Origin of the sequence: Duganella sacchari, assembly GCF_900143065.1 — a bacterium.
Lineage (GTDB): Bacteria > Pseudomonadota > Gammaproteobacteria > Burkholderiales > Burkholderiaceae_D > Rugamonas > Rugamonas sacchari.
Genome location: NZ_FRCX01000015.1, coordinates 20,852 through 43,692, shown reverse-complemented (window position 1 = coordinate 43,692; position 22,841 = coordinate 20,852). Strand labels below are relative to the sequence as shown.

At 61.7% G+C, this 22,841-nt stretch carries 22 protein-coding genes and 1 riboswitch; of the genes, 16 read left to right on the top strand and 6 right to left on the bottom strand.

The annotated features are described in order from the left end of the window. The first annotated feature begins 4 nt into the window (after positions 1-4). The 7 genes from dusB (at position 5) to BUA36_RS25795 (ending at position 5,810) form a co-directional block, all read left to right on the top strand. Positions 5-1,021: a tRNA dihydrouridine synthase DusB gene (gene dusB / locus BUA36_RS25825; RefSeq protein WP_072789233.1), complete on the top strand. Its 1,017-nt coding sequence runs from the start codon at positions 5-7 to the stop codon at positions 1,019-1,021. Between the two features lie 104 nt (positions 1,022-1,125). Next, a complete protein-coding gene (locus tag BUA36_RS25820) occupies positions 1,126-1,359 on the top strand; it encodes a helix-turn-helix domain-containing protein (RefSeq protein WP_072788986.1) in 234 nt (77 codons plus the stop codon). Positions 1,360-1,454: 95 nt separating this feature from the next. After that, positions 1,455-3,041, top strand: coding sequence for a bifunctional phosphoribosylaminoimidazolecarboxamide formyltransferase/IMP cyclohydrolase (gene purH, locus BUA36_RS25815; RefSeq protein ID WP_072788984.1), 1,587 nt, complete (start codon positions 1,455-1,457; stop codon positions 3,039-3,041). Between the two features lie 70 nt (positions 3,042-3,111). Further along, positions 3,112-3,663, top strand: a complete 552-nt coding sequence (gene ruvC, locus BUA36_RS25810) for a crossover junction endodeoxyribonuclease RuvC (RefSeq protein WP_072788982.1) — start codon at positions 3,112-3,114, stop codon at positions 3,661-3,663. Positions 3,664-3,679: 16 nt separating this feature from the next. After that, on the top strand, positions 3,680-4,258 hold the full coding sequence (gene ruvA / locus BUA36_RS25805) for a Holliday junction branch migration protein RuvA (protein WP_072788980.1): 579 nt from the start codon (positions 3,680-3,682) through the stop codon (positions 4,256-4,258). Positions 4,259-4,287: 29 nt separating this feature from the next. Further along, entirely contained in the window at positions 4,288-5,343 is a 1,056-nt protein-coding gene (gene ruvB, locus BUA36_RS25800; RefSeq protein WP_072788978.1) for a Holliday junction branch migration DNA helicase RuvB, read from the top strand. Next, positions 5,343-5,810, top strand: coding sequence for a YaiI/YqxD family protein (locus BUA36_RS25795; protein ID WP_072788975.1), 468 nt, complete (start codon positions 5,343-5,345; stop codon positions 5,808-5,810). Before ruvB ends, BUA36_RS25795 begins: the two co-directional genes overlap by 1 nt. Here BUA36_RS25795 and BUA36_RS25790 read toward each other — a convergent pair. From BUA36_RS25790 to BUA36_RS25780, 3 genes are all read right to left on the bottom strand, one after another. Next, complete coding sequence (locus BUA36_RS25790) at positions 5,788-6,156, bottom strand: YbaN family protein (protein WP_072788973.1); 369 nt, start codon at positions 6,154-6,156, stop codon at positions 5,788-5,790. The genes BUA36_RS25795 and BUA36_RS25790 overlap by 23 nt on opposite strands. A gap of 60 nt (positions 6,157-6,216) precedes the next feature. After that, positions 6,217-6,921, bottom strand: coding sequence for a PEP-CTERM sorting domain-containing protein (locus BUA36_RS25785; RefSeq protein WP_072788971.1), 705 nt, complete (start codon positions 6,919-6,921; stop codon positions 6,217-6,219). A 76-nt stretch (positions 6,922-6,997) separates the two neighbouring features. Beyond that, complete coding sequence (locus BUA36_RS25780) at positions 6,998-7,438, bottom strand: DUF2147 domain-containing protein (protein WP_072788969.1); 441 nt, start codon at positions 7,436-7,438, stop codon at positions 6,998-7,000. A 111-nt stretch (positions 7,439-7,549) separates the two neighbouring features. On the opposite strand from BUA36_RS25780, the gene BUA36_RS25775 reads away from it, so the two are divergent. Next, entirely contained in the window at positions 7,550-8,176 is a 627-nt protein-coding gene (locus tag BUA36_RS25775) for a helix-turn-helix transcriptional regulator (protein WP_072788967.1), read from the top strand. 20 nt (positions 8,177-8,196) lie between these two features. Further along, complete coding sequence (locus tag BUA36_RS25770; protein ID WP_072788965.1) at positions 8,197-9,162, top strand: threo-3-hydroxy-L-aspartate ammonia-lyase; 966 nt, start codon at positions 8,197-8,199, stop codon at positions 9,160-9,162. A gap of 80 nt (positions 9,163-9,242) precedes the next feature. Here BUA36_RS25770 and BUA36_RS25765 read toward each other — a convergent pair whose 3' ends face one another. Then, positions 9,243-12,038 carry a valine--tRNA ligase gene (locus BUA36_RS25765; RefSeq protein ID WP_072789230.1) on the bottom strand — a complete coding sequence of 932 codons (2,796 nt, stop codon included), beginning with the start codon at positions 12,036-12,038 and terminating at the stop codon, positions 9,243-9,245. Positions 12,039-12,237: 199 nt separating this feature from the next. Between BUA36_RS25765 and BUA36_RS25760 the strand changes: the two genes are divergently transcribed. From BUA36_RS25760 to BUA36_RS25735, 6 genes are all read left to right on the top strand, one after another. After that, on the top strand, positions 12,238-13,797 hold the full coding sequence (locus tag BUA36_RS25760) for a M28 family metallopeptidase (protein WP_072788963.1): 1,560 nt from the start codon (positions 12,238-12,240) through the stop codon (positions 13,795-13,797). A 77-nt stretch (positions 13,798-13,874) separates the two neighbouring features. Beyond that, complete coding sequence (locus tag BUA36_RS25755; RefSeq protein WP_072788961.1) at positions 13,875-14,690, top strand: crotonase/enoyl-CoA hydratase family protein; 816 nt, start codon at positions 13,875-13,877, stop codon at positions 14,688-14,690. A gap of 3 nt (positions 14,691-14,693) precedes the next feature. Beyond that, a complete protein-coding gene (locus tag BUA36_RS25750; protein WP_072788959.1) occupies positions 14,694-15,368 on the top strand; it encodes a hypothetical protein in 675 nt (224 codons plus the stop codon). 29 nt (positions 15,369-15,397) lie between these two features. Then, a complete protein-coding gene (locus BUA36_RS25745; protein WP_072788957.1) occupies positions 15,398-15,934 on the top strand; it encodes a dihydrofolate reductase family protein in 537 nt (178 codons plus the stop codon). Then, a complete protein-coding gene (locus tag BUA36_RS25740; protein WP_072788955.1) occupies positions 15,931-16,494 on the top strand; it encodes a TetR/AcrR family transcriptional regulator in 564 nt (187 codons plus the stop codon). The genes BUA36_RS25745 and BUA36_RS25740 overlap by 4 nt, the downstream gene beginning before the upstream one ends. A gap of 112 nt (positions 16,495-16,606) precedes the next feature. Continuing rightward, positions 16,607-17,593, top strand: coding sequence for a hypothetical protein (locus BUA36_RS25735; RefSeq protein WP_139260692.1), 987 nt, complete (start codon positions 16,607-16,609; stop codon positions 17,591-17,593). A gap of 5 nt (positions 17,594-17,598) precedes the next feature. Here the strand turns inward: BUA36_RS25735 and BUA36_RS25730 are convergent, their stop codons facing one another. Together BUA36_RS25730 and BUA36_RS25725 are read right to left on the bottom strand one after the other, a co-directional pair. Further along, positions 17,599-18,933 (bottom strand): M20 metallopeptidase family protein, encoded by a 1,335-nt coding sequence (locus tag BUA36_RS25730; protein ID WP_072788951.1) that lies wholly within the window; start codon positions 18,931-18,933, stop codon positions 17,599-17,601. Positions 18,934-18,952: 19 nt separating this feature from the next. Next, complete coding sequence (locus BUA36_RS25725; RefSeq protein WP_072788949.1) at positions 18,953-20,680, bottom strand: diguanylate cyclase domain-containing protein; 1,728 nt, start codon at positions 20,678-20,680, stop codon at positions 18,953-18,955. 98 nt (positions 20,681-20,778) lie between these two features. After that, positions 20,779-20,882: riboswitch (TPP riboswitch) on the top strand. Positions 20,883-20,956: 74 nt separating this feature from the next. Here BUA36_RS25725 and thiC point away from each other — a divergent pair. After that, positions 20,957-22,840, top strand: a complete 1,884-nt coding sequence (thiC, locus tag BUA36_RS25720) for a phosphomethylpyrimidine synthase ThiC (RefSeq protein WP_072788947.1) — start codon at positions 20,957-20,959, stop codon at positions 22,838-22,840. The last annotated feature ends 1 nt before the right edge of the window (position 22,841 follow it).

The window sequence follows — 22,841 nt, the reverse complement described above, 5'->3', positions numbered from 1 at the left end:
GCCAGTGCAAATCGGCCCTCATTTACTGCGTAACAACGTTTTCGTCGCCCCGATGGCCGGGGTCACGGATCGTCCTTTCCGCCAGTTGTGCAAAGAGCTGGGCGCAGGGTATGCAGTTTCCGAAATGGCAGCCTCCAACCCGCGTTTGTGGGCCACGGAAAAGAGTTCGCGCCGTACCGATCATACGGGCGAGATGGAGCCGAAGGCCGTGCAGATCGCCGGCGCCGACCCGAAAGACCTGGCCGATTGCGCCCGTTTCAACGTCGAGCGCGGCGCCCAGATCATCGACATCAACATGGGCTGTCCCGTCAAAAAGGTGTGCAACGCCTGGTGCGGTTCGGCCCTGCTGCAGGACGAAGAACTGGTCAAGCGCATCGTCGATGCGGTGGTGGGCGCAGTGGATGTGCCCGTCACGCTGAAATTCCGCACCGGCTGGGACCGTGAGAACAAGAATGCGCTGAAGATCGCGCGGATCGCCGAAGACGCCGGTATCGCCATGCTGACCTTGCATGGCCGCACCCGCGCTGACGGTTACAAGGGTGACGCCGAGTACGACACCATTGCCGCCGTGAAGCAATCGGTGTCCATCCCGGTGGTGGCCAATGGCGACATCACCACGCCCGAGAAAGCCCGCTTTGTGCTGGATTACACGGGCGCCGATGCGGTCATGGTGGGCCGTGCCGCGCAAGGCCGGCCATGGATTTTCCGCGAGATCGACCATTACCTGCGCACCGGCAAGCATTTGCCGGCGCCCTACGTGGACGAAGTGCGCGCGCTCATGGATGAGCACCTGCGCGCCCACCACGCGTTTTATGGCGATTACCTGGGCGTACGCACTGCCCGCAAGCATATCGGCTGGTATGTGCGCGAACTCGAAGGCGGTGAGGCGTTCCGGCAGAAAATGAACCTGCTGGAGTCCGTCGAAGAACAACTACTTGCTGTAGACCAATTCTTCGAATCGCAGTGGCGGTACGGCGAGCGGTTACAATACCGCCTCGCTGAAGATTTGCAGGCTGCATAAGCGGTCGAAATAATTACTAAAAAAGTCATATCATCAGAAGGGCAAACGTTTCCAATGGAATGATTTGCCAGCGTCAACAGATTAATTAGCCGAACGATAAGAAAATGAGCAAAGAAAGTATCCAGGAAGTAGTCCAGAAAAGTCTCGAAGAATACTTCGCCGACCTGGGCGAGCAACAGGCCTCGAACATCTATGACATGGTTGTGCTGACCGTTGAGAAACCGATACTGGAAGTGGTCATGACCCGCGCCGACGGCAACCAGTCGCACGCGGCGCAGATGCTGGGCATCAACCGCAATACCCTGCGCAAGAAATTACAAGAGCACGGCCTGCTGTAATAGCGCCCGATCTATCCGGCATGAAGTGGCTGGGGACGGCCGCAATGCCGGACCGCCCGAATTATTTAACCACCTCCATCTAGTCATTCATCGCCATGATTAAACAAGCTCTCATCTCCGTATCCGACAAAACCGGTGTGCTGGACTTCGCGCGCGCGCTGTCCGCCATGGGCGTCAATATCCTGTCGACTGGCGGCACCGCCAAACTGCTGGCCGACAACGGCGTGCCGGTCACCGAAGTTGCCGATTACACCGGCTTCCCGGAGATGCTGGATGGCCGCGTGAAAACGCTGCATCCGAAAGTCCACGGCGGCATCCTGGCCCGCCGCGACTTCCCTGAGCATGTGGCTAAGCTGGAAGAGCACAGCATTCCGACCATCGACATGGTGGTGGTCAATTTGTATCCCTTCCAGGCCACAGTGGCCAAAGACACCTGCACGCTGGACGACGCCATCGAAAACATCGACATCGGCGGCCCGGCCATGCTGCGTTCCGCGGCCAAGAACCACAAGGACGTGGTGGTGATCTGCGACCCGGCCGACTACGGCGTGGTGCTGGCGGAAATGAAGACCACCGACAACGCCCCAGGCTATGTCAGCTACGACACCCGCTTCATGCTGGCCACCAAGGTCTACTCGCACACCGCGCAGTACGACGGCGCCATCGCCAACTACCTGACCAGCCTGGACGCCACGCGCGCCCACGGCAGCCGCAGCGCCTATCCAGCCAAGCTGAACGTGGCATTTGAAAAAGTGCAGGACATGCGCTACGGCGAAAACCCGCACCAGTCGGCCGCGTTCTACCGCGACGTGGCGACCACGCCTGGCGCGCTGGCCAACTACAAGCAGCTGCAGGGCAAGGAACTGTCGTTCAACAACATCGCTGACGCCGATGCGGCGTGGGAATGCGTGAAGAGCATGGGCGGCTTCGACCAGTCGGCTGCCTGCGTGATCGTCAAGCACGCTAACCCATGCGGCGTGGCACTCGGCGCCAACGCTGCCGACGCCTACAAGCGCGCGCTGCAAACCGATCCGACCTCGGCGTTCGGCGGCATCATCGCCTTCAACGTGGAAGTGGATGCGGCGGCGGCCACCGAGCTGGCCAAGCTGTTCGTGGAAGTGCTGATCGCGCCGTCGTTCACGGCCGAAGCCAAGCAGATCCTGTCGGCCAAGCAGAACGTGCGCCTGCTGGAAATCCCGCTCGGCGATGGCGTCAACGCGATGGACTTCAAGCGCGTGGGCGGCGGCCTGCTGGTGCAGTCGGCCGATGCCAAGAATGTCATGCTGGCCGACGTCCGCGTGGTGAGCAAAAAACAACCGACCCAGCAGGAACTGCAGGACATGATGTTCGCCTGGCGCGTGGCGAAATACGTCAAGTCGAACGCCATCGTCTTCTGCGGTAACAACATGACTCTGGGCGTGGGCGCTGGCCAGATGAGCCGTATCGACTCGGCCCGTATCGCGTCGATCAAGGCGCAAAATGCCGGGCTGTCGCTGGCGAACTCGGTGGTGGCGTCGGATGCCTTCTTCCCGTTCCGCGACGGTCTGGACGTGGTGGTGGATGCGGGCGCGACCTGCGTGATCCACCCGGGCGGTTCGATGCGCGACCAGGAAGTCATCGACGCAGCGGACGAGCGCGGCGTGGTCATGGTGTACACCGGTACCCGCCACTTCCGCCACTAATCCCCGCCGTTTAGCCCAATAGAAAGCCCGCAAGCTTGCGGGCTTTTTCTTTACTGCATACAATCGTTGAATGATTATTCTCGGCATCGACCCCGGCTTGCGCACCACCGGCTTTGGCGTCATACAAAAGCACGGTAGCAAGCTGCGCTACATCGCCTCCGGCACCATCAAGAGCGGCGAGGGCGACCTGCCGACACGGCTCAAGGTGATACTGGACGGCGTGGGCGAAGTCGCGCGCACCTACGGCCCGGACTGCGCGGCCATCGAACAAGTGTTCGTCAACGTCAATCCGCAATCGACGCTGCTGCTGGGCCAGGCGCGCGGCGCGGCGATCTGCGCGCTGGTGTCGGCCGACCTGAGCGTGGCCGAGTATTCGCCCACCCAAATCAAAAAAGCCATCGTCGGCACGGGCCGTGCGGTGAAAGCGCAGATGCAGGAAATGGTGGTTCGTTTGCTGTCGATGCCGGGCATGCCGGGCACGGACGCGGCCGACGCACTTGGCATCGCCATCTGCCACGCCCACAGCCGCGAAACACTGACGCTGATTGCCGGCGGCACCAATGCCATGGCCAACGGCCCACTGGCCGGCTTGCGTCTGCGCCGTGGCCGGCTGGTTGGCTAACATTTAAAGGTAAAACATGATCGGACGTCTCTCCGGCATTCTGCTGGAAAAAAATCCTCCTCAACTGCTGGTCGATGTGGGCGGCGTCGGCTACGAAGTCGATGTTTCCATGAGCACCTTCTACAACCTGCCCGGCGTGGGCGAGAAGGTGGTGCTATTCACGCACCAGGCCATCCGTGAAGACGCGCATCTGCTGTTCGGCTTTGGCCATGCCGAAGAACGCGCTGTGTTCCGTCAGCTGATCAAGATTACCGGGGTTGGCGCCCGTACCGCGTTGTCGATCTTGTCGGGCATGTCGATTGCCGACCTGGCGCAGGCCGTGACGCTGCAGGAAGCGGGGCGCCTGGTCAAGGTTCCCGGCATCGGCAAGAAGACGGCTGAACGCCTGCTGCTGGAACTCAAAGGCAAGCTGGGCGCGGACATCGGCGCGGGCGGCGTGCATGCCGCGCCGGATTCGCAATCCGACATTCTCAACGCGCTGCTGGCGCTGGGCTACTCCGACAAGGAAGCCTTGCTGGCCTTAAAAACCGTCCCGGCCGGCGCCAGCGTTTCGGACGGCATCAAACAGGCGCTCAAGGCCCTGTCCAAAGGGTAATCCAGGGCCAGGCAGGGTAAAATGGCGGCATGAGCATTCAGACCGACACTTTTACCGAGCAGCGCATTATTGACGCCGCCCCTTCCTCGCCCAACGAAGAGGCGATCGAACGCGCGCTGCGCCCCAAGCATCTCGATGAGTATGTCGGGCAGGCCAAGATCCGCGATCAGCTGGAGATCTTCATTTCTGCTGCACGCAAGCGCAAGGAAGCGCTGGATCATACGCTGCTGTTCGGTCCGCCTGGCCTCGGTAAAACCACGCTGGCCAACATCATTGCGCGTGAGATGGGCGTGAACATGCGCCAGACGTCCGGCCCGGTGCTGGAGCGTCCGGGCGACCTGGCGGCGATCCTGACCAATCTGGAAGCCAACGACGTCCTGTTCATTGACGAGATCCACCGGCTGTCGCCCGTGGTGGAAGAAATCCTGTATCCCGCGCTGGAAGACTACCAGATCGACATCATGATCGGCGAAGGCCCGGCGGCGCGTTCGGTCAAGCTGGACTTGCAGCCGTTCACGCTGGTGGGCGCCACCACGCGCGCCGGCATGCTGACCAATCCGCTGCGCGACCGTTTCGGCATCGTCGCGCGCCTGGAGTTCTATACCACCGAAGAGCTGACCAAGATCGTCATCCGCAGCGCCGCGCTGCTGAAGGCGCACATGGACGAAGAGGGCGCGCGCGAAATCGCCCGCCGTGCGCGTGGCACGCCGCGTATCGCCAATCGCCTGCTGCGCCGCGTGCGCGACTACGCCGAGGTGAAGAGCAATGGCGAGATCACCAAGGCCGTAGCCGACGCTGCGCTGGTGATGCTGGATGTGGACACGGTGGGCTTCGACGTCATGGACCGCAAGCTGCTCGAAGCGGTGCTGTACAAATTCGGTGGCGGTCCGGTCGGCATCGGCAATCTGGCGGCAGCGATTGGCGAAGCAGCCGATACGATAGAGGACGTGCTGGAACCCTACCTGATCCAGCAAGGCTATCTGCAACGCACGCCGCGCGGCCGCGTGGCCACGGCCGCTGCGTACAAGCACTTCGGCGTCAATCCGCCGCGCACCAATCCCACCGGCGAACTGTGGGATATGTGATGCAGATCTGGGTCGATGCAGACGCCTGTCCAGCCGTCATCAAGGAAATCCTCTACCGCGTCGCCGACCGTGTGCAGATGCAGGTCACGCTGGTCGCCAACCAGTTGCTGCGCGTGCCGCCATCGCGCTTTATCCGTTCAGTGCAAGTGCCGTCCGGCGCGGATGTGGCGGATCAGGAAATTGTGCGGCTGCTGGCGCCGGGCGACCTGGTCATCACTGGCGATATCCCGCTGGCGTCAGATGTGCTCAAGAAGGGCGGCTCTGCGCTCAATCCGCGTGGCGAGTTCTACACCAACGATAATATCGCCCAGATGCTGACCATGCGCGCCTTCATGGACGAGCTGCGTGGCAGCGGTGTGGATACCGGCGGCCCGGCGGCTTTCAGCCAATCAGACCGCCAGAACTTTGCCAACAGCCTGGACCGTCATCTGGCAAAACAGAAGCTTACTTCTTCACGCGCATCGTAGGCACAAAGCGGGTCAGGTAGATCGTCACGCAGGTGCCGGTCAGCACGATCAGCAGGCGCACCCACAAGTGATCCGTGCGCCAGATCGAATAGCTCATTGAACCCCACATAAAAATCAGGATCCAGATCTTGCCGCGCAAGGGAATGCCGTGACCGTTTTCATAGTCGCGCAGATATTTGCCGAACACGTGGTTGGTTTGCAGCCAGTTGTGCAGGCGCGGCGAGGCGCGCGCGAAACACGCCGAGGCGAGCAGCAAAAATGGCGTGGTCGGCAGCAGTGGCAGGAAGATGCCGAGCACACCCAGGATCACCGCCAGAATTCCGATGGAATTGAGAATTATTTTCATTTGGCCGAATCGTAACACTGAGTGTCCGGCCGTGACAATCGGTTCTGGCGGTCGTGACGATCAGGCGTTGATTGTCTTGCGGCGGCGCCAGCCGATCGCGGCCAAGCCGACCAGCAGCATGGCGTAGGACTCCGGTTCAGGCACGGCTTGAGTAAATTTCATGTCGGTGAAGTCGGCGGTGACATATACCCCTTCCGCATTGCCGTTGTTGAGCAGTTGATAGCGCAGCCAGTTACTGTCGAATCCAGCCGCTTCTGCGCCAGGCAGGGCGTCGCCAATCCTGGTGCCAGTGCTGTCGCCAAACTGGAATGACGCTGTTTCCTGCGTCATGCTGCCGCCGGGAATAAAATTATAGCGGTAAGTGCCTGCGCTGAATGAGTTGGTCAGCGCGGGATTGGTATGGCCGTAGAAGGTGTAGCCCCATTTGTAGCTGTTTGGTTCGAAATGAATGCCTGCAGCCGCAAAGTTGACGCTCAACTCCAGGCTGTCCAGGTAGCCATAGGAAATAGATACTGCGGAGCCGTTGACATGGCGCGTGGAGATGGGGGCGTTGGAATCATAACTGATGACACCGGTGATCCTGTCGCCTACCGAGATGGTGCCACCTGCAACGCTGCTGGAGTTGACCGAGGTACGCATGGTGTTGAGGCGGGTTTCCTCTTCGACTTTACTGACGCGCGCGGTGTATTCAAAGCTGTAGATCGCTGCATGCGAGGCATTGCTAAACGCTAAGCCGACTAGCGCAACCGTCAAGATTTTCTTCATCTGAATTCACATTGATTAATTAATAATTAATTATCCAATGTGAATTCCAAATAGTCAATTTATTGACGAAAAGAACTTATTCCTGGCGTACCCAGGTTTGCGAGCGGCCCAGCATCGGGACGCCGATGTAGCCACGCACGCTGAGTTTTTTGCCGCCGTCGGTCAGGTGCAGCTTGCTCTTGTAAGTCTTGCCGTTGTTCGGGTCGAGGATTTCGCCGCCGGCGTATTCATCGCCGTCTTTTTTCAGGTTGGACAGGATGGTCATGCCCACGATAGGCTGGTCCTTGCGGGCGCCGTCGCATTTCTCGCACTTGGGATTCTGTTCTTCGTTGGCTTCGCGGAACAGCTTTTCAATCTGGCCGGTCAGCACGCCATTGCTTTCGGTAATGCGGATCAGCGCTTTTGGCTTGCCGGTCTCGTCGTCGATGTTCTTCCACAGGCCCGCTGGCGAATTGCTCTGGGCGAAGGCCGGGGACATGGCCAGGGTTGCTGCGGCGATGAATGCCAGGAATTTCATATGTGTCTCCAAAGTTATCGTTGTCTGGCGATTATACGAATGCCTTGGCCTGCGAAATTAGAGGCTGGCGTCAAATTACACGAAAAGTCTAAAATGAGATAATATGTTTAGATGAAAAAAACATCTGAACACCAGAATCTGCTGGACCAGTTGCAGCAGGTGGCGGAAGGGCTGGGCAAGACGCTGGCGCCGTTCTGCGAGGTCGTGCTGCATGACCTGACCCAGCCGGAGCAGGCCATCCTGGCCATCCATAACAACCTGTCAGGCCGCAGCGTCGGCGCGCCCGCCACGGAGCTGGGGCTGGCGCGTGCGGCTGACCCGGAGTTTGAGCAGGTCATCGCCAACTATCCCAATACTTTTCCTGATGGCCGTCTGGCGAAGAGTACCTCCATCGGCATCAAGGACAGCAAGGGCCAGTATGTGGCCGCGCTGTGCATGAACGTGGACCTGACCGTGTTCCGCAGCCTGAACACCATGCTGATGCAGTTTGGCAGCGTGGACACGGCGGCGGCCGTCAGCGAAACCATGGCGCCCGCCGGTGCGGATGCGATCCGCCTGCGCATCGATCAATTTGCCGCGCGACTTGGCACTACGCCACGCGCGCTGAAAGCCGACGAACGCAAAGCCCTGATGCGCGAACTCAAGGACGCTGGTCTCAGCGATGTGCGCCGGGCCATGGACATCGTCGCCGCCTATCTCAACGTCTCCCGCGCCACCGTCTACAACGACGCGCGCTAAATCCACTACAGGAATCCATCATGAGTGAACTGAAACTCCCAACCTATGAAGATATCGTTGCCGCCTCCGAGCGTATCGCTGGCGTGGCGCATCGCACCCCGGTGCTGACCTCGTCAACCGCCAATGCCGAACTGGGCGCGGAAGTGTTCTTCAAGTGCGAGAACTTCCAGCGCATGGGCGCGTTCAAATTCCGTGGCGGCTATAACTCGCTGGCCAAGTTCACACCGGAGCAGCGCAAGGCGGGCGTGGTGGCTTTTTCGTCGGGTAATCACGCGCAGGCGGTTGCGCTGTCGGCTAAATTGCTGGGCATCCCAGCCACCATCGTGATGCCGCATGATGCGCCAGCGGCCAAGGTCGCCGCAACGCGCGGCTATGGGGCGCAGGTGGTGATCTATGACCGTTACAAGGAAGACCGCGAGCAGATCGGCCGTGACCTGGCAGCCAGGCATGGCCTGACCTTGATTCCGCCTTACGACCATGCGGACGTGATTGCAGGGCAGGGCACAGCGGCCAAGGAGCTGTTTGAAGAGGTGGGGCGCCTGGACTATGTATTCGCACCACTGGGCGGCGGCGGCCTGCTGAGCGGCACCGCGCTGTCCACGCGCGCATTGTCGCCGACGGCCACGGTGTATGGCGTGGAGCCGGCAGCGGGCAACGATGGCCAGCAGTCCTTCCGCAGCGGCAGCATCGTGCACATCGAGACGCCGAAGACGATTGCGGACGGTGCGCAGACCCAGCACCTGGGCAACCTGACTTTCCCGATTATTCAGCGTGATGTGAACGACATCCTGACCGCAACCGACGAGCAGCTGCGCGCCGAAATGCGTTTCTTTGCCGAGCGCATGAAGATGGTGGTGGAGCCGACGGGGTGTCTGGGCCTGGCGGCAGCACGTTCGATCAAGGAGCAGCTGCAAGGCAAGCGCGTGGGCATTATCATCAGCGGCGGCAATGTTGATATTGCCCGTTATGCAGAACTGCTGGCCTGAACCCGCAACTTAAGCGATACGCTTGCCGTACCACTTAGGGGTCTGACCCGAAGGGTCAGACCCCACCTGGCTGTGCGGGGTTAAGCCGCTGGCAGCTTGGCGATCTGCTCGCGCATCTTGTCCAGCGTGGCCGAGAAGTTGGCGACGCGTTCTTTCTCCTGTGCGACCACTTCCGCCGGCGCACGCGCCACGAAGCTTTCGTTCGACAGCTTGCCGTTGGCCTTGTTGATCTCGCCTTCCAGACGGGCGATCTCCTTGCTCAGGCGCTCACGCTCGGCCTTGACGTCGATTTCCACTTTCAGCATCAGCTTGGTGGTGCCGACGATGGCGACAGCGGCTGGCGAATCCGGCAGCACGTCCAGGATCTGCACTTCCGACAGCTTGGACAGCGACTGCACGTACGGTGCAAAGCCTTCCATCGCGGCCTTCTCGGCGGCATTGCCCGGTTCGACGATCAGCGGCACGCGCAGCGACGGCGCCAGCTGCATTTCGCCGCGCAGGTTACGCGTTGCATCGGTCAGTGCCTTGAGCTGCTGCATCCACGCTTCGGCCGATTCGTCGATGTTGGCGGTGTTGGCGATCGGGTACGGTTGCAGCATGATCGAATCACCAGTCTTGCCAGCCAGCGGCGCGATGGCTTGCCACAGCGCTTCGGTCACGAACGGAATCACCGGATGCGCCAGGCGCAGCACCACTTCCAGCACGCGCAGCAGGGTGTGGCGGGTGGCGCGCTGCTGGCCTTCGGTGCCGTTCTGCACCTGCACCTTGGCCACTTCCAGATACCAGTCGCAGTACTCGTCCCATACAAACTTGTAGATGGCCGAAGCGATGTTGTCGAAGCGGTAGTCTTCGAAGCCTTTGGCAATTTCCAGCTCGGCCTTCTGCAGCAGCGAGATGATCCACTTGTCGGCGTTCGACAGGTCGGCTTCATTGGCCGAGCAGTCCTTGCCTTCAGTGTTCATCATCACGAAGCGGGTGGCGTTCCACATCTTGTTGCAGAAGTTGCGGTAGCCTTCGCAGCGGCCCAGGTCGAAGTTGATGTTGCGGCCCAGCGAGGCGTAGGACGCCATGGTGAAGCGCACGGCGTCAGTGCCGTAGGCAGCGATCCCTTCCGGGAACTCCTTGCGGGTAGCCTTGGCGATCTTCTCGGCGGCTTTCGGGTTCATCAGGCCGGTGGTGCGTTTTTCCACCAGCGCGTCGATGCCGATACCGTCGATCAGGTCAATCGGATCCAGCGTGTTGCCCTTGGACTTGGACATCTTCTGGCCTTGCGAGTCGCGCACCAGGCCGTGCACGTACACGGTGTTGAACGGCACCTTGCCGGTGAAGTGCGCGGTCATCATGACCATGCGCGCGACCCAGAAGAAAATGATGTCAAAGCCGGTCACCAGTACCGACGATGGCAGGAAGGCTTTGATGTCAGGCGTTTCTTCCGGCCAGCCCAGCGTGGAGAACGGCACCAGCGCGGACGAGAACCAGGTATCCAGCACGTCGTTGTCGCGGCGCAGCGGCGCGGTGATGCCTTTGGCGGCAGCTTGCGCCAGGGCTTCTTCTTCAGTGCGGGCGACGAAGATATTGCCGGCGTCGTCGTACCATGCCGGGATCTGATGGCCCCACCACAGCTGGCGCGAGATGCACCAGTCCTGGATGTTGTTCAGCCACTGGTTGTAGGTGGTGGTCCAGTTCTCCGGCACGAATTTGATTTCGCCCGACGCGACTTTTTCCAGCGCCGTTTCAGCGATCGATTTGCCAGGGAAGAAAGTGCCTTCCGGTGCTGGCTTGCTCATGGCGACAAACCACTGGTCAGTCAGCATCGGCTCGATGACGACGCCGGTACGGTCGCCGCGCGGCACCATCAGCTTGTGCGGCTTGACCTGTTCCAGCAGGCCTTGCGCTTCCAGGTCGGCGACGATTTTCTTGCGCGCTTCAAAGCGGTCCAGGCCACGGTAGGCTTCCGGTGCATCGTCAACGATCTTGGCTTGCAGCGTCAGGATCGACGGCATGTCCAGGTTGTGGCGCTGGCCGACGGCGTAGTCGTTGAAGTCGTGCGCAGGCGTGATCTTCACGCAGCCGGTGCCGAAGGCTTTGTCGACATATTCGTCGGCGATGATCGGGATTTCGCGGCCGACCAGCGGCAGCTTGAGCATCTTGCCGACCAGCGGCTGATAGCGTTCATCCGTCGGGTCCACCGCCACGGCGACGTCGCCCAGCATGGTTTCCGGACGGGTGGTAGCGACGGTCAGGTGGCCGCTGCCATCGGCCAGCGGGTACTGGATGTACCACATCGAGCCATCTTCTTCTTCCGACACCACTTCCAGGTCGGAGACGGCGGTGCCCAGCACCGGGTCCCAGTTGACCAGGCGCTTGCCGCGGTAGATCAGGCCTTGCTCGTGCAGGCGCACGAACACTTCGGTCACCGATTTGGAGCGCTCGGCATCCATGGTGAAGTATTCGCGCTGCCAGTCTGGCGAGGCGCCCAGGCGGCGCATCTGGCCGGTGATGGTGGAGCCGGATTTCTCTTTCCACTCCCAGACTTTTTCAATGAATTTTTCGCGGCCCAGGTCATGGCGCGAGATTTTCTGCGCGTCCAGCTGGCGCTCCACCACGATCTGGGTGGCGATGCCGGCGTGGTCGGTACCAGGAATCCAGGCGGTGTTATGGCCCAGCATGCGGTGGTAGCGGGTCAGGCCATCCATGATGGTCTGGTTGAAGGCATGGCCCATGTGCAGGGTGCCGGTGACGTTCGGCGGCGGCAGCTGGATGCTGAAAGAAGGTTTGCCGGCGTCGAGGGTGGCGGTGTAGTAACCGCGCTGTTCCCACTCCGTACGCCAGAACTGTTCAATGTCGGCAGGCTCGAAAGACTTGGCTAATTCCATGATTTGATGGGTATATTTGATGAACGCGTGTGCGAAAACAGCCATTATAGATGACACGGCAGGCCATGCCCACTTGGGCACTTGTTAAACACTGGACATTTCAGGCCGGATTGTCGAATTTTGCAAGATTTTTGACTCATTTCCCTCAAAAGCATACCGTTTCCAGTCCCGATAAATTTTTAACAACACGGAGACGGACATGACCCCACGTATCATTGCTGTGCTGATCGCTGGCTTGCTGGCCGGCGCTTCGGCTGCCGCGCAAACCCAGTCCAACAAGGTCTGGATCAGCGTTGGCGACGCCGCATACGCCGAATTGCAAAAGGTGGCGCCACAGGCGCTGTCGCGCGAGAGCCGCGCCACCCTGGCCGCACCGCAGGCGCTGGTGGCGGGCCAGGAGCGGCTGCACCTGGTCGAGGTTGACGAACAGCAGATGCTGGCGCTGTCGGCCGCCGTGCACCGTAACCTGCGCCGCTGCGGCGGTTTCATGTTCCATACCAGCGAAGCGGAAGGCATCGCTGCCGTGAGCGCGCCGAAACAGCGTAGCGCGCTGCTGGCGCCGGCGCGGCCGTCGTATGTGATCGACCAGCAGAGCGTGGTCAATCCCATGCTGGCGCAAATGCAGGCCAGTAATATCGGCCAGACCATCATCGATATGTCCTCGTATGCCAACCGCTACTACACCACCAACAATGGCGTGAATGCCTCCAACTGGCTCAAGCAGCGCTGGACCACCATGGCGGCGGGCCGCAGCGACATCGCCGTCACCCAGTACACCCACAGCGGCTGGCCGCAGAAGTCGGTGATCCTGACCATCACCGGCACCGACAATCCGAACGAAGTGGTGGTGCTGGGCGGCCACCTGGATTCGATCAACCTGTCCGGCACCAGCGAAACCACGCGCGCACCGGGCGCTGACGATGACGCATCCGGCATCGCCAGTATGACCGAGGTGCTGCGCGTGATGGTGGCCAGCGGCTACAAGCCGCGCCGCACGATCAAGATGATCGGCTATTCGGCCGAGGAGGTAGGGCTGCGCGGCTCGCAGGACATCGCCCAGAACCACAAGACCAACAACGTCAACGTGGTCGGCGTCATGCAGCTGGACATGACCAACTACAAAGGCTCGGTCAACGACATCTACCTGTACACCGACTACACCGACAACGCGCAGAACACCTTTGTCGCCAACCTGATCACGACCTATCTACCCACGCTGAAAATCGGCTACGACAAGTGCGGTTACGCCTGCTCCGACCATGCCTCGTGGACCTCGGCCGGCTACTGGTCGTCGATGCCGTTTGAAGCGGCGATGGGCGAAGATGATCCCTACATCCACACCGCCAACGACACCTACGCCAACTCCGGCAACCAGGCCGACCACGCGCTGAAATTCGCGCGCATGGCGCTGGCCTATGCGGTGGAGCTGGGCAGCGACGGTCCCGGCGTCACGCCGCCAGCCGAACGTACCGAAACCGTCACCGGTAGCCTGACCAAAGGCCAGACCCGTGCCTACGGTCCCTACAAGGTGGCGGCCAATGGCAGCTTTAAGGCAGCGCTGAGCGGCAGCGGCGACACCGATCTGTACGTGCGCAAGGCCGGTACGCCAACCACCACCAGCTACGATTGCAAGTCCGATGGTCCGACCACCACCGAGAACTGCACGGTGTCGTACACCGCCAACGGCAACGCCTACGTGCTGCTGAATGGCTACGCAGCGTCGAGCTACACGCTGACCGTGACCTACCTGCCGCAGTAAGCGTCAAGGCGGCCGGTCACGCTGTGCCGGCCGCTGCTTCTGGGTTATCCTTGGGCGATAACTTACAGGAGACCTTGATGCCCAGCTTTGAAACCTTGACCCTCAGTGTAGAAGACCATATCGCCACCGTGCGCCTGAACCGCCCGGAAAAGCTGAACGCGATGAACCTGGCGATGTGGCACGACATCAGCAGCGCCTTCCAGTACATCGACGAAACGCCGGAGATCCGCGTGGCGATTCTGGAAGGCGAGGGCAAGGGCTTCACCGCCGGTATCGACCTGCAAATGATGATGGGCGTGGGCGCCCAGGTGCGCGATGATTGCGATGGCCGCACGCGTGAAAACCTGCGCCGCGTGATTCTGGATTTGCAGGACACGCTGACCAGCCTTGAACGCTGCCGCAAGCCGGTGCTGGCCGCCGTGCACGGCGCCTGCGTGGGCGGTGGCATTGATCTGATCTGCTGCGCCGACATGCGCTACTGCTCGTCGGATGCCTGGTTCACCATCAAGGAAATTGATATCGGCATGGTGGCCGACGTCGGCACCCTGCAGCGCTTGCCGCGCCTGATCGGCGAAGGCATCACGCGCGAACTGGCCTACACCGCGCGCAAGGTCGATGCTGCGGAAGCCAGGGACATCCGCCTGGTCAACCGCGTATTCGAATCGCCGGAAGCCTTGCGCGCAGGCGTGCGCGAGATCGCTGCTACCATCGCCGCCAAATCGCCGCTGTCGATACGCGGCGCCAAAGAGATGATTACCTACACGCGTGACCACTCGATCGCCGATGGCCTCAACTACGTCGCCACCTGGAACGCCGCCATGCTGATGTCGGCCGACCTGCAAGCCGCGATGATGGCCGCCATGAGCAAGTCCGCACCGCAGTTCAAAGACTGAGGTATGGACAACGGTTATCTCGATACGCAGTTTGATGCTGGCTTCCGTGACCTGCGGTGGCTGCCGTGGGTAGGCAGCGAATACCGGACTTCGGCCCAGCGCACCATCGTGCTGGGTGAGAGCATCTATGATTACAGCAAAGGCGTTGCGGCAAAGCGCGTACAGATCGAAGCAAGGTGCAGCTTGCGCGAGCGGCAACTGGTGCACGGCATTCATGAGACCTGCGTCAGCAAATATCTGCGCAACTTTGCCAAGGCGTTTTATTTGAAGCACGAGGTGAACAAGGCGGAGCGGGAGGCGATTTGGCGCCAGATGGTCTATTACAACCTCGTGCTGCGCATGATGAAGTCCGCAAAGCACCGGCCCGGCAAGCGGGACTATCTCGAAGGATGGCAGACCTTTCTGTCGCTGGCCCGGCAGCTGGAAGCGCGGCGTTGCGTGGTCTATGGACTGGACCCGCTGAAGCTGGCGGCACTCAAAGAGGCGCTGGCCCTGGATGCCGGGGTTACCGTTGTCGAGCGCAAGCGACTGTCTGAGATAGGCCGGAGCCGGCCGCTCAGGATGGTACTGGATCTCGGTGGCAGACCGCTGGACATGCTATTTATCCGCCACCCCAGCGCATATTTCAGCTGGGATGAATGGGGCGTGGTGCTGCGTCAGTTCTTGGGTGTACAATAATATACACTGTATATTAATTGGACTTCAACATGACCACCGCTCACGTTTTCATTGCCACCAGCCTGGATGGCTTCATCGCGCGCGCTGACGGCGATATCGACTGGCTGCTGCAACGCGATGACCCCACCGAAGATCACGGCTACCACGCCTTCATCGCCGACAAGGACATGATAGTGATGGGGCGCGGCTGCTATGAAAAAGTGCTGACTTTCGACAGCTGGGGCTATGCGCTGCCGGTGCTGGTGCTGTCCAGGCAGCTGGCCGGTACGCCGGTGCCGGCAGCCCTGCAGGGCAAGGTGCGCTTTGCCGACCTCACGCCGAAGGCCGCGATGGACGAGCTGGCGCGGCAGGGCGTGCAGCGGGTGTATCTGGACGGCGGCCAGCTGGTGCAGTCGTTCCTGCGCGCAGGGCTGGTCAGCGACATGGTGGTGTCCACGATGCCGGTGCTGATCGGCGCAGGGCGTCCGCTGTTTGGCGCGCTGGCAGACGACGTCAGTTTGCAGCTGGTGTCCAGCCGTGCGTTTGCGTCCGGCCTGGTACAGTCCACGTATCGGATTGCGCCGTGACGCGCCCGCGTGGACGGCCCGCGCAAGGCAGCGGCGTATCGCGCGATGACATTCTGGATGCGGCGCTGGCGCTGCTCGATGACGGTGGCGGCCAGGGCTTGACCATGCGCGCACTGGCCCAACGGCTGGGCGTGACCGCGATGAGCCTCTATCGCCATGTCGGCGATCACGACAGCCTGCTGCGCGCGCTGTCGGACCGCGTGTATGCGCAGGTGCTGGCGGCGCCGGTCCGCGCCGCCGGTTCGCCGGTACGGGATGATGTCCGCGCGCTGATGATCCGCTACTATCATGCCGTGGGCAGCCATCCGCAGCTGACCCTCGCCATCTTCGCCACGCCGGTCTCCTTTGCTGGCGTCACGCGCCATATCACCGACCATCTGACCGCGCTGCTGGCGCAGATGACGGATGACGCAGAACTATGGCGCGACATCGTCATCGATCATGCCCATGGCAGCGGCCTGGCGCTGGTGTCGGCGCGCAGCGAACCGCGGCAGATTCAAGTGATGAACGTACAGTACCAGCAAGCGCTGGACTGCCTGCTCGACCGCATGGGCCGCTGATACGGTCAGAAAGCGTCACGTTCGGAAGTCTCCCCGCCAGTAATCTGGATCGGTGCCGGATGCAGTTTTTGCGCCGGCGTCCGATGACCACTTTTTTCCGGGAGACCCCAACATGCGCCGTTCAATTCAGGGCTTTCTTGCCCTCGCCCTTGTATCTTTGCTGACCCACACCGCAAGCGCTGTACCGGTGGAGATTGACCGCACCAGGCGCACCGTCGATATTCCGGCCGAATGTCTGAATGTGCCGCTACCCCTCAATTTCAATGGTGGCGGACTGGTGTTGAATAATGTGGATACGCGGTTTACGTTTGTGCTGTCCACCACCCCGCGCCTTCAGCAGCGTGTCAACCAGGGCCTGGTTGCTGGTGAGCTGTCCTGGTTCCACTTTGTGCCGGGTGACCCCAACAACAATGCCGGCTTGAACGATGAGCAGCGACTGCGGCGAGCTGCGGTGCTGTTACGTTGCGGCCTTCCCACGGCACAAGGTGATAGCAACCTGTATCAGTACCCGGCAGATCCGAACGTCCGGGCTAACTTTCTTCGTTTCGCCATGGGCCAGGGCGGCAATGAGCCGCGCGTGGCGACCGGCTATACATTGATCGGTAACGGTGAGCGGGAAGCGATCCTCATGTATGCGGCCCAGCAAATCAAAATGGATCTGACACCAACGCTCGTCGGGCAAAACCTGGTCTGCGTCAAATACGCGCATCTTGAAAACGCATCAAACTGCCTGCAATCGCGTGCGCCGGCAGCCCCGCTGGATCCCGTCATCGGCTACCTGTATGAGGGCATGCAACGCATCAGCTATACCGGCCATGAGTTCTGGCTGATGTATTCCAATCCCATCTTCCGCGCCAAAGTGTATTTCACATCGGGTACCGTACTGGCCAATGGTGTGAATGTCGATAATTTCGTGGCCTGGAATCTCGGGCCAGCGTTCTGGAATGACGCTGGCGGTAACCGCACAACGCTGGCGCCCGCACCATATCGCTTCCAGAACCTGGTCGATGTGAACAACAACCGTGCTTTCTACCAGAACCTCATGCCGGCCTTCCAGGCACAGTACGACCAGCATGTGCTGATATACCGGCAGTGGTGAGCGGCTTACTGGAGCAGTGAAGTCGCCACCGCAGTCATCGCCTTCACACCGGCACGCAGGCCAGGCTCCGGAACGGGCTTGAAGCGGCTGGTGTGAGCGCCAGGGACAGGCTTGCCACCGGCCCTGGCTGCCGCCAGCTCCGCCGGATCGGCAATCCCGAGGCCGAACATCACGGTGGGGATCTGGCGCCCGGCAAGGCCAAACAGGCCGAAGTCTTCACTGTTCATGACCGCATCGTCTTCAAACACGTTGCTGGCGCCCAGTGCACTGGTCAGCGCTGTTTTGACCCTGGCGTTCAAGGCCGGATTGTTGTGCATGGATGGCAGCGTCTCTTTCTCCACCACGGTGACGATGGGCATGCGGTCTTCCGGGATGCCCGCTGAAATCGCCACGCCGCGCGCGATGCGCTTGACGCCATCGACAATGATCTGGTTGGCCTTGTCGCTGAAAGAGCGGGTGGTGAGTTCGAGTTTTACTTCGTAAGGAATCACGTTGCGTTTGGTGCCGCCATGGATGGAGCCGACCGTGACCACCGCCGGATCGCGCGGATCCTGTTCGCGGCTGACGATGGTTTGCAGCTGGACGATGAACTGGCCGGCCATCACCACCGGGTCTTTTGCATTCTGCGGTTCGGCACCGTGTGCGCCGACGCCACGCAACACCACATCGATGGAGGTGACGCCTGCCGTGGTGGGGCCGCTCGTCACCGCCACCTGGCCTGCCGCGCGGCCTGGCGTGTCGTGCAGGGCGATGGCGAAATCCGGTCTGCCGAAGCGTTCGTAGAGATTGTCCGCCAACAGCGCCTTGGCGCCGTCGGCGGTTTCCTCGGCTGGCTGGCCGACGATGACCAGCGTGCCTTTCCATTGCTGGCGCGTGGCCGCCATCAGGCGTGCGGTGCCGATCAGCGTGGTGGTGTGGATGTCGTGGCCGCAGGCATGCATCACCCCGACCTCCTGGCCGGCCGCATTCTTGGTGCGTACCTGGCTGGCGTATGGCACGCCGGTTTCCTCGATGATGGGCAGGGCGTCCATGTCGCCGCGTATCAGCAGGCGCGGGCCGGGGCCGTTTTCCAGCACGCCGATTACGCCGTAGGCCTGGCTGCCGTCTGCGAACTTGCCGACCCGCTCAGTCACTTTAAAACCGGCTTTGCGCAATTCGTCCGCCACCAGCGCCGAGGTTTTGGCTTCCTGGTGCGACAGTTCCGGGAACTGGTGAATCTGTTTGTAGATGCCGACCAGGGATGGCAGGTTGTCTTCGACCGGCTTGTCGAGATAGCTGGCGGCAAACGCGGAAGACAGGGACAGGCAGGAGACGGTTACAGCGCTGGTCAGTTTTTTCATTGGTCTTTCTTCTGAGTGGTTAAGTGGTCGCCATGACGACGGCGTTTTTGCCTGATCGTTTGGCCTGGTACATGGCGCGGTCGGCGCGCGCCAGCACGGTGTCAAGGCTGGCGCCATCATCCGGCAGGAACACGGCAATGCCGATGCTGGCGCTGAGCGACACGGTGGCGGTCTTCAGCGCGAACGGCTGGCGCAGCCGGGGCATGATTTTGTGGCCCATTTCCTCGGCCGCTGCCGGTGCGTGCAGGTGCTCGAGGATGATGACGAATTCGTCGCCGGCCAGCCGCGCCACAGTGTCGGTGCGGCGCACGGCATCCACCAGGCGCGCGCCGAACTGGCGCAGCAGCTCGTCGCCCTCTTCGTGGCCGTAGGTGTCGTTCACGCCCTTGAAACCGTCGAGGTCGAGGAACATCACCGCGCATGGCTGCTGCGTACGCGCGGCGCGGTACATGGCTTCGGGCAGGGTTTCCATGAGTGCGCGGCGGTTGGGCAGGCCGGTCAGCACATCGCGCATGACCAGGTCCTGCAGCTCGGCGGTGCGTTTGCGGACCGTGCTTTCCAGCTGTTCGTTCATGGTCTGCAGCTGCTGCATATGCTGCGCTTCGTTGCGCACCATGTCGCTCATCGCGGCCGACAGCACCTGCGCTTCACGGAAGCTGTCGATGGTGGGGATGGACGGTGACGGCATGCCAAGCAGCGCCGCCTGCGTGCGCGCCTCGATGGCGCTGCTCAGGTGATCGATCGGGGTGGCCAGCCGGTGCGCCACCCAGGCCGCGATGCCGGCCATCGCGGCGCCCACGGCGATGCTCAGCCACAGGATGCGTTGCTCCAGCGTGTGCAGCGCCGCCAGCGCCGCATCTTCCGGCTGGCGCACCAGCACCGACCATTGCAGGCTGGCGGGATCGCCGTCCTGGCCGGTGCGGCTGTAGCCGGTCAGATAGGTTTTGCCGTCGCTCCAGGTTTCGCGCAGCGCGCCGGTCTCGCCGGACTGCGCCAGCGGCAGGCTGGGGGCGTTGATTTTTTTCTCTTCCATGCCCGGCGGACCAAGCAGCACGGTGCCGTCGTTGCGTACCACGACAATCTCGGCGCCGTAGGCGCGCAGGGCGGGCGTGAGCAGATTGCCGGCCAGATGACGGGCCCAGGTCCAGCTCATGTGCACGCCCAGTACGCCCCATTTCTCGCCGCTGCTGCGCCGCACGGGTACCGCGACGTCGATGAAGCGCCATGGATCGGGCGCCTGCGGCAGCAGCTTGCCCAGCAGGACGGCCGGATGGTAGTCGATTGCATGCAGTCCGGCTTGCCCTTTCTGGAACCACGGCCGCGCGCTGACGTCGGCCTTTTCCAGCAGCCCGCGGGCGGCGGCATAGACCTTGCCGTCCATGTCGGCGACGCCGATCCAGGCGTAATCGGGGAAGGTGCTTTGCAGGCTGTCCAGTACGGCGCGGGCGGTGGCAGGATCGCGCGCTTCGCGTACTTGCGCCAGCGAGGCGACCAGCTGGACGTCACCGGCGGCTTTGCTGACGACCCGGTTCAGCGCATCGCGCATCTGCCACGACTGCTGCTGCAAGCGCAGCTCCGCTTCCCGGCTGGCGTAGTAGATGGTGAAGTGATCGACCAGCAGCAGCTGCAGGCCGGTGCTCACGGCTACCGTGACGCACACCCCGAGCGTGACCAGCGTGGCCAGTCGCAACCGCTTGCGCGGCTGTGCCGGATCATCGGAGGCAGCCTTTCCCGGGGGCTTAGTCATCTGTCTAGGCTAGCCTTGTCGTACGGAAAAATCAAGCAGGCCAGTATTTTTTGTGCAATGGCGAATCCGGGCGTATAATCGCCGCGTCACCGCAAGGTGGCAAACGCTAGGGGTCCTGCTTCGCATTGTGCGGCGCGGGTGAGAAATACCCTCCGAACCTGATCTGGATAATGCCAGCGAAGGGAAGCTTAGGATGACGCCGCGCCACCATTCCACCGTGCGCGGGCTGCCGTCCAACCTCCTTTGCTGGCTCCTGTAGCCAACCAAAGGAGCCAAATGAACGCCAACCCAAAATTCATGTCCGCCACCGCCACGGTGGATGAGGCAGCGATTCAGCCACTACCGAATTCCCGCAAGACCTATGTGCAGGGCAGCCGCGCCGACATCCGCGTGCCGATGCGCGAAGTCTCGCAGGCCGACACGCCGGCATCGTTCGGCTTTGAAGCCAATCCGCCAGTCTATATCTACGACACCTCCGGTCCGTACACCGACCCGGAAGCGCAAATCGATATCCGCTCCGGCCTGGCCGCCACGCCGCGCATGCCGTGGATACTGGAGCGTGAAGACACCGAAGAACTGGATGGCCCGACCTCGGTCTATGGCAAGGCGCGCCTGGCCGATCCTGCGCTGGAAGAGCTGCGCTTTGATCTGCACCGCAAGCCGCGCCGCGCGCGCGAAGGCAAGAACGTCACGCAGATGCACTACGCGCGCCAGGGTATCGTTACACCGGAAATGGAATACGTCGCCATCCGCGAAAACCTGCGCCGCAAGGAATACATCGAGAGCCTGAAGACGTCCGGCCCGACCGGCCAGCGCCTGGCGGAGATGATGGGCCGCCAGCATCCGGGGCAAGCGTATGGCGCCAGCATTCCGGCCGAGATCACGCCGGAATTCGTGCGCGATGAAATCGCCCGTGGCCGCGCCATCATCCCGGCCAATATCAACCACCCGGAAGTGGAGCCGATGATTATCGGCCGCAATTTCCTGGTGAAGATCAACGCCAACATCGGCAACTCGGCCGTGACCTCGTCGATCGGCGAGGAGGTGGAAAAAATGACCTGGTCGATCCGCTGGGGCGGCGACACGGTGATGGATCTTTCGACCGGCAAGCACATTCACGAAACGCGCGAATGGATCATCCGTAACAGCCCGGTCCCGATCGGCACCGTGCCGATTTACCAGGCGCTGGAAAAGGTCAACGGCAAGGCCGAAGACCTGACCTGGGAAATCTTCCGTGACACGCTGATCGAACAGGCGGAGCAGGGCGTGGACTACTTCACCATCCACGCCGGCGTGCTGCTGCGCTACGTGCCGCTGACGGCCAAGCGCATGACGGGCATCGTCTCGCGCGGCGGCTCCATCCTGGCCAAGTGGTGCCTGGCGCATCACAAGGAAAACTTCCTGTACACGCACTTCGAAGACATCTGCCAGATCATGAAGGCGTACGATGTGTCGTTCTCGCTGGGCGATGGCCTGCGTCCCGGCTCGATCTACGACGCCAACGATGAAGCGCAGCTGGGCGAACTGAAAACGCTGGGCGAACTCACGCAGATCGCCTGGAAGCATGATGTGCAGGTGATGATCGAAGGCCCGGGCCACGTGCCGATGCAGCTCATCAAGGAGAATATGGACCTGCAGCTGGAGCAGTGCCACGAAGCGCCGTTCTACACGCTCGGCCCGCTGACCACCGACATCGCGCCTGGCTACGATCACATCACCTCCGGCATCGGCGCCGCGCAGATCGGCTGGTACGGCACCGCCATGCTGTGCTATGTCACGCCGAAGGAGCATCTTGGGCTGCCGGACAAGAACGATGTCAAGGATGGCATCATCACCTACAAGATCGCTGCGCACGCGGCCGATCTGGCCAAGGGCCATCCGGGCGCGCAGATCCGTGACAACGCGCTGTCCAAGGCGCGCTTTGAATTCCGCTGGGAAGACCAGTTCAACCTGGGCCTGGACCCGGACAAGGCGCGCTCATTCCATGATGAGACGCTGCCCAAGGATTCGGCCAAGGTGGCGCACTTCTGCTCCATGTGCGGTCCGCATTTCTGCTCAATGAAGATCACGCAGGAAGTGCGCAAGTATGCGGAAGACGGCATGCAGGTGAAGGCGGTGGAGTTCATCAAGAACGGCGCGGAACTGTACAGCAAGGCGTAAT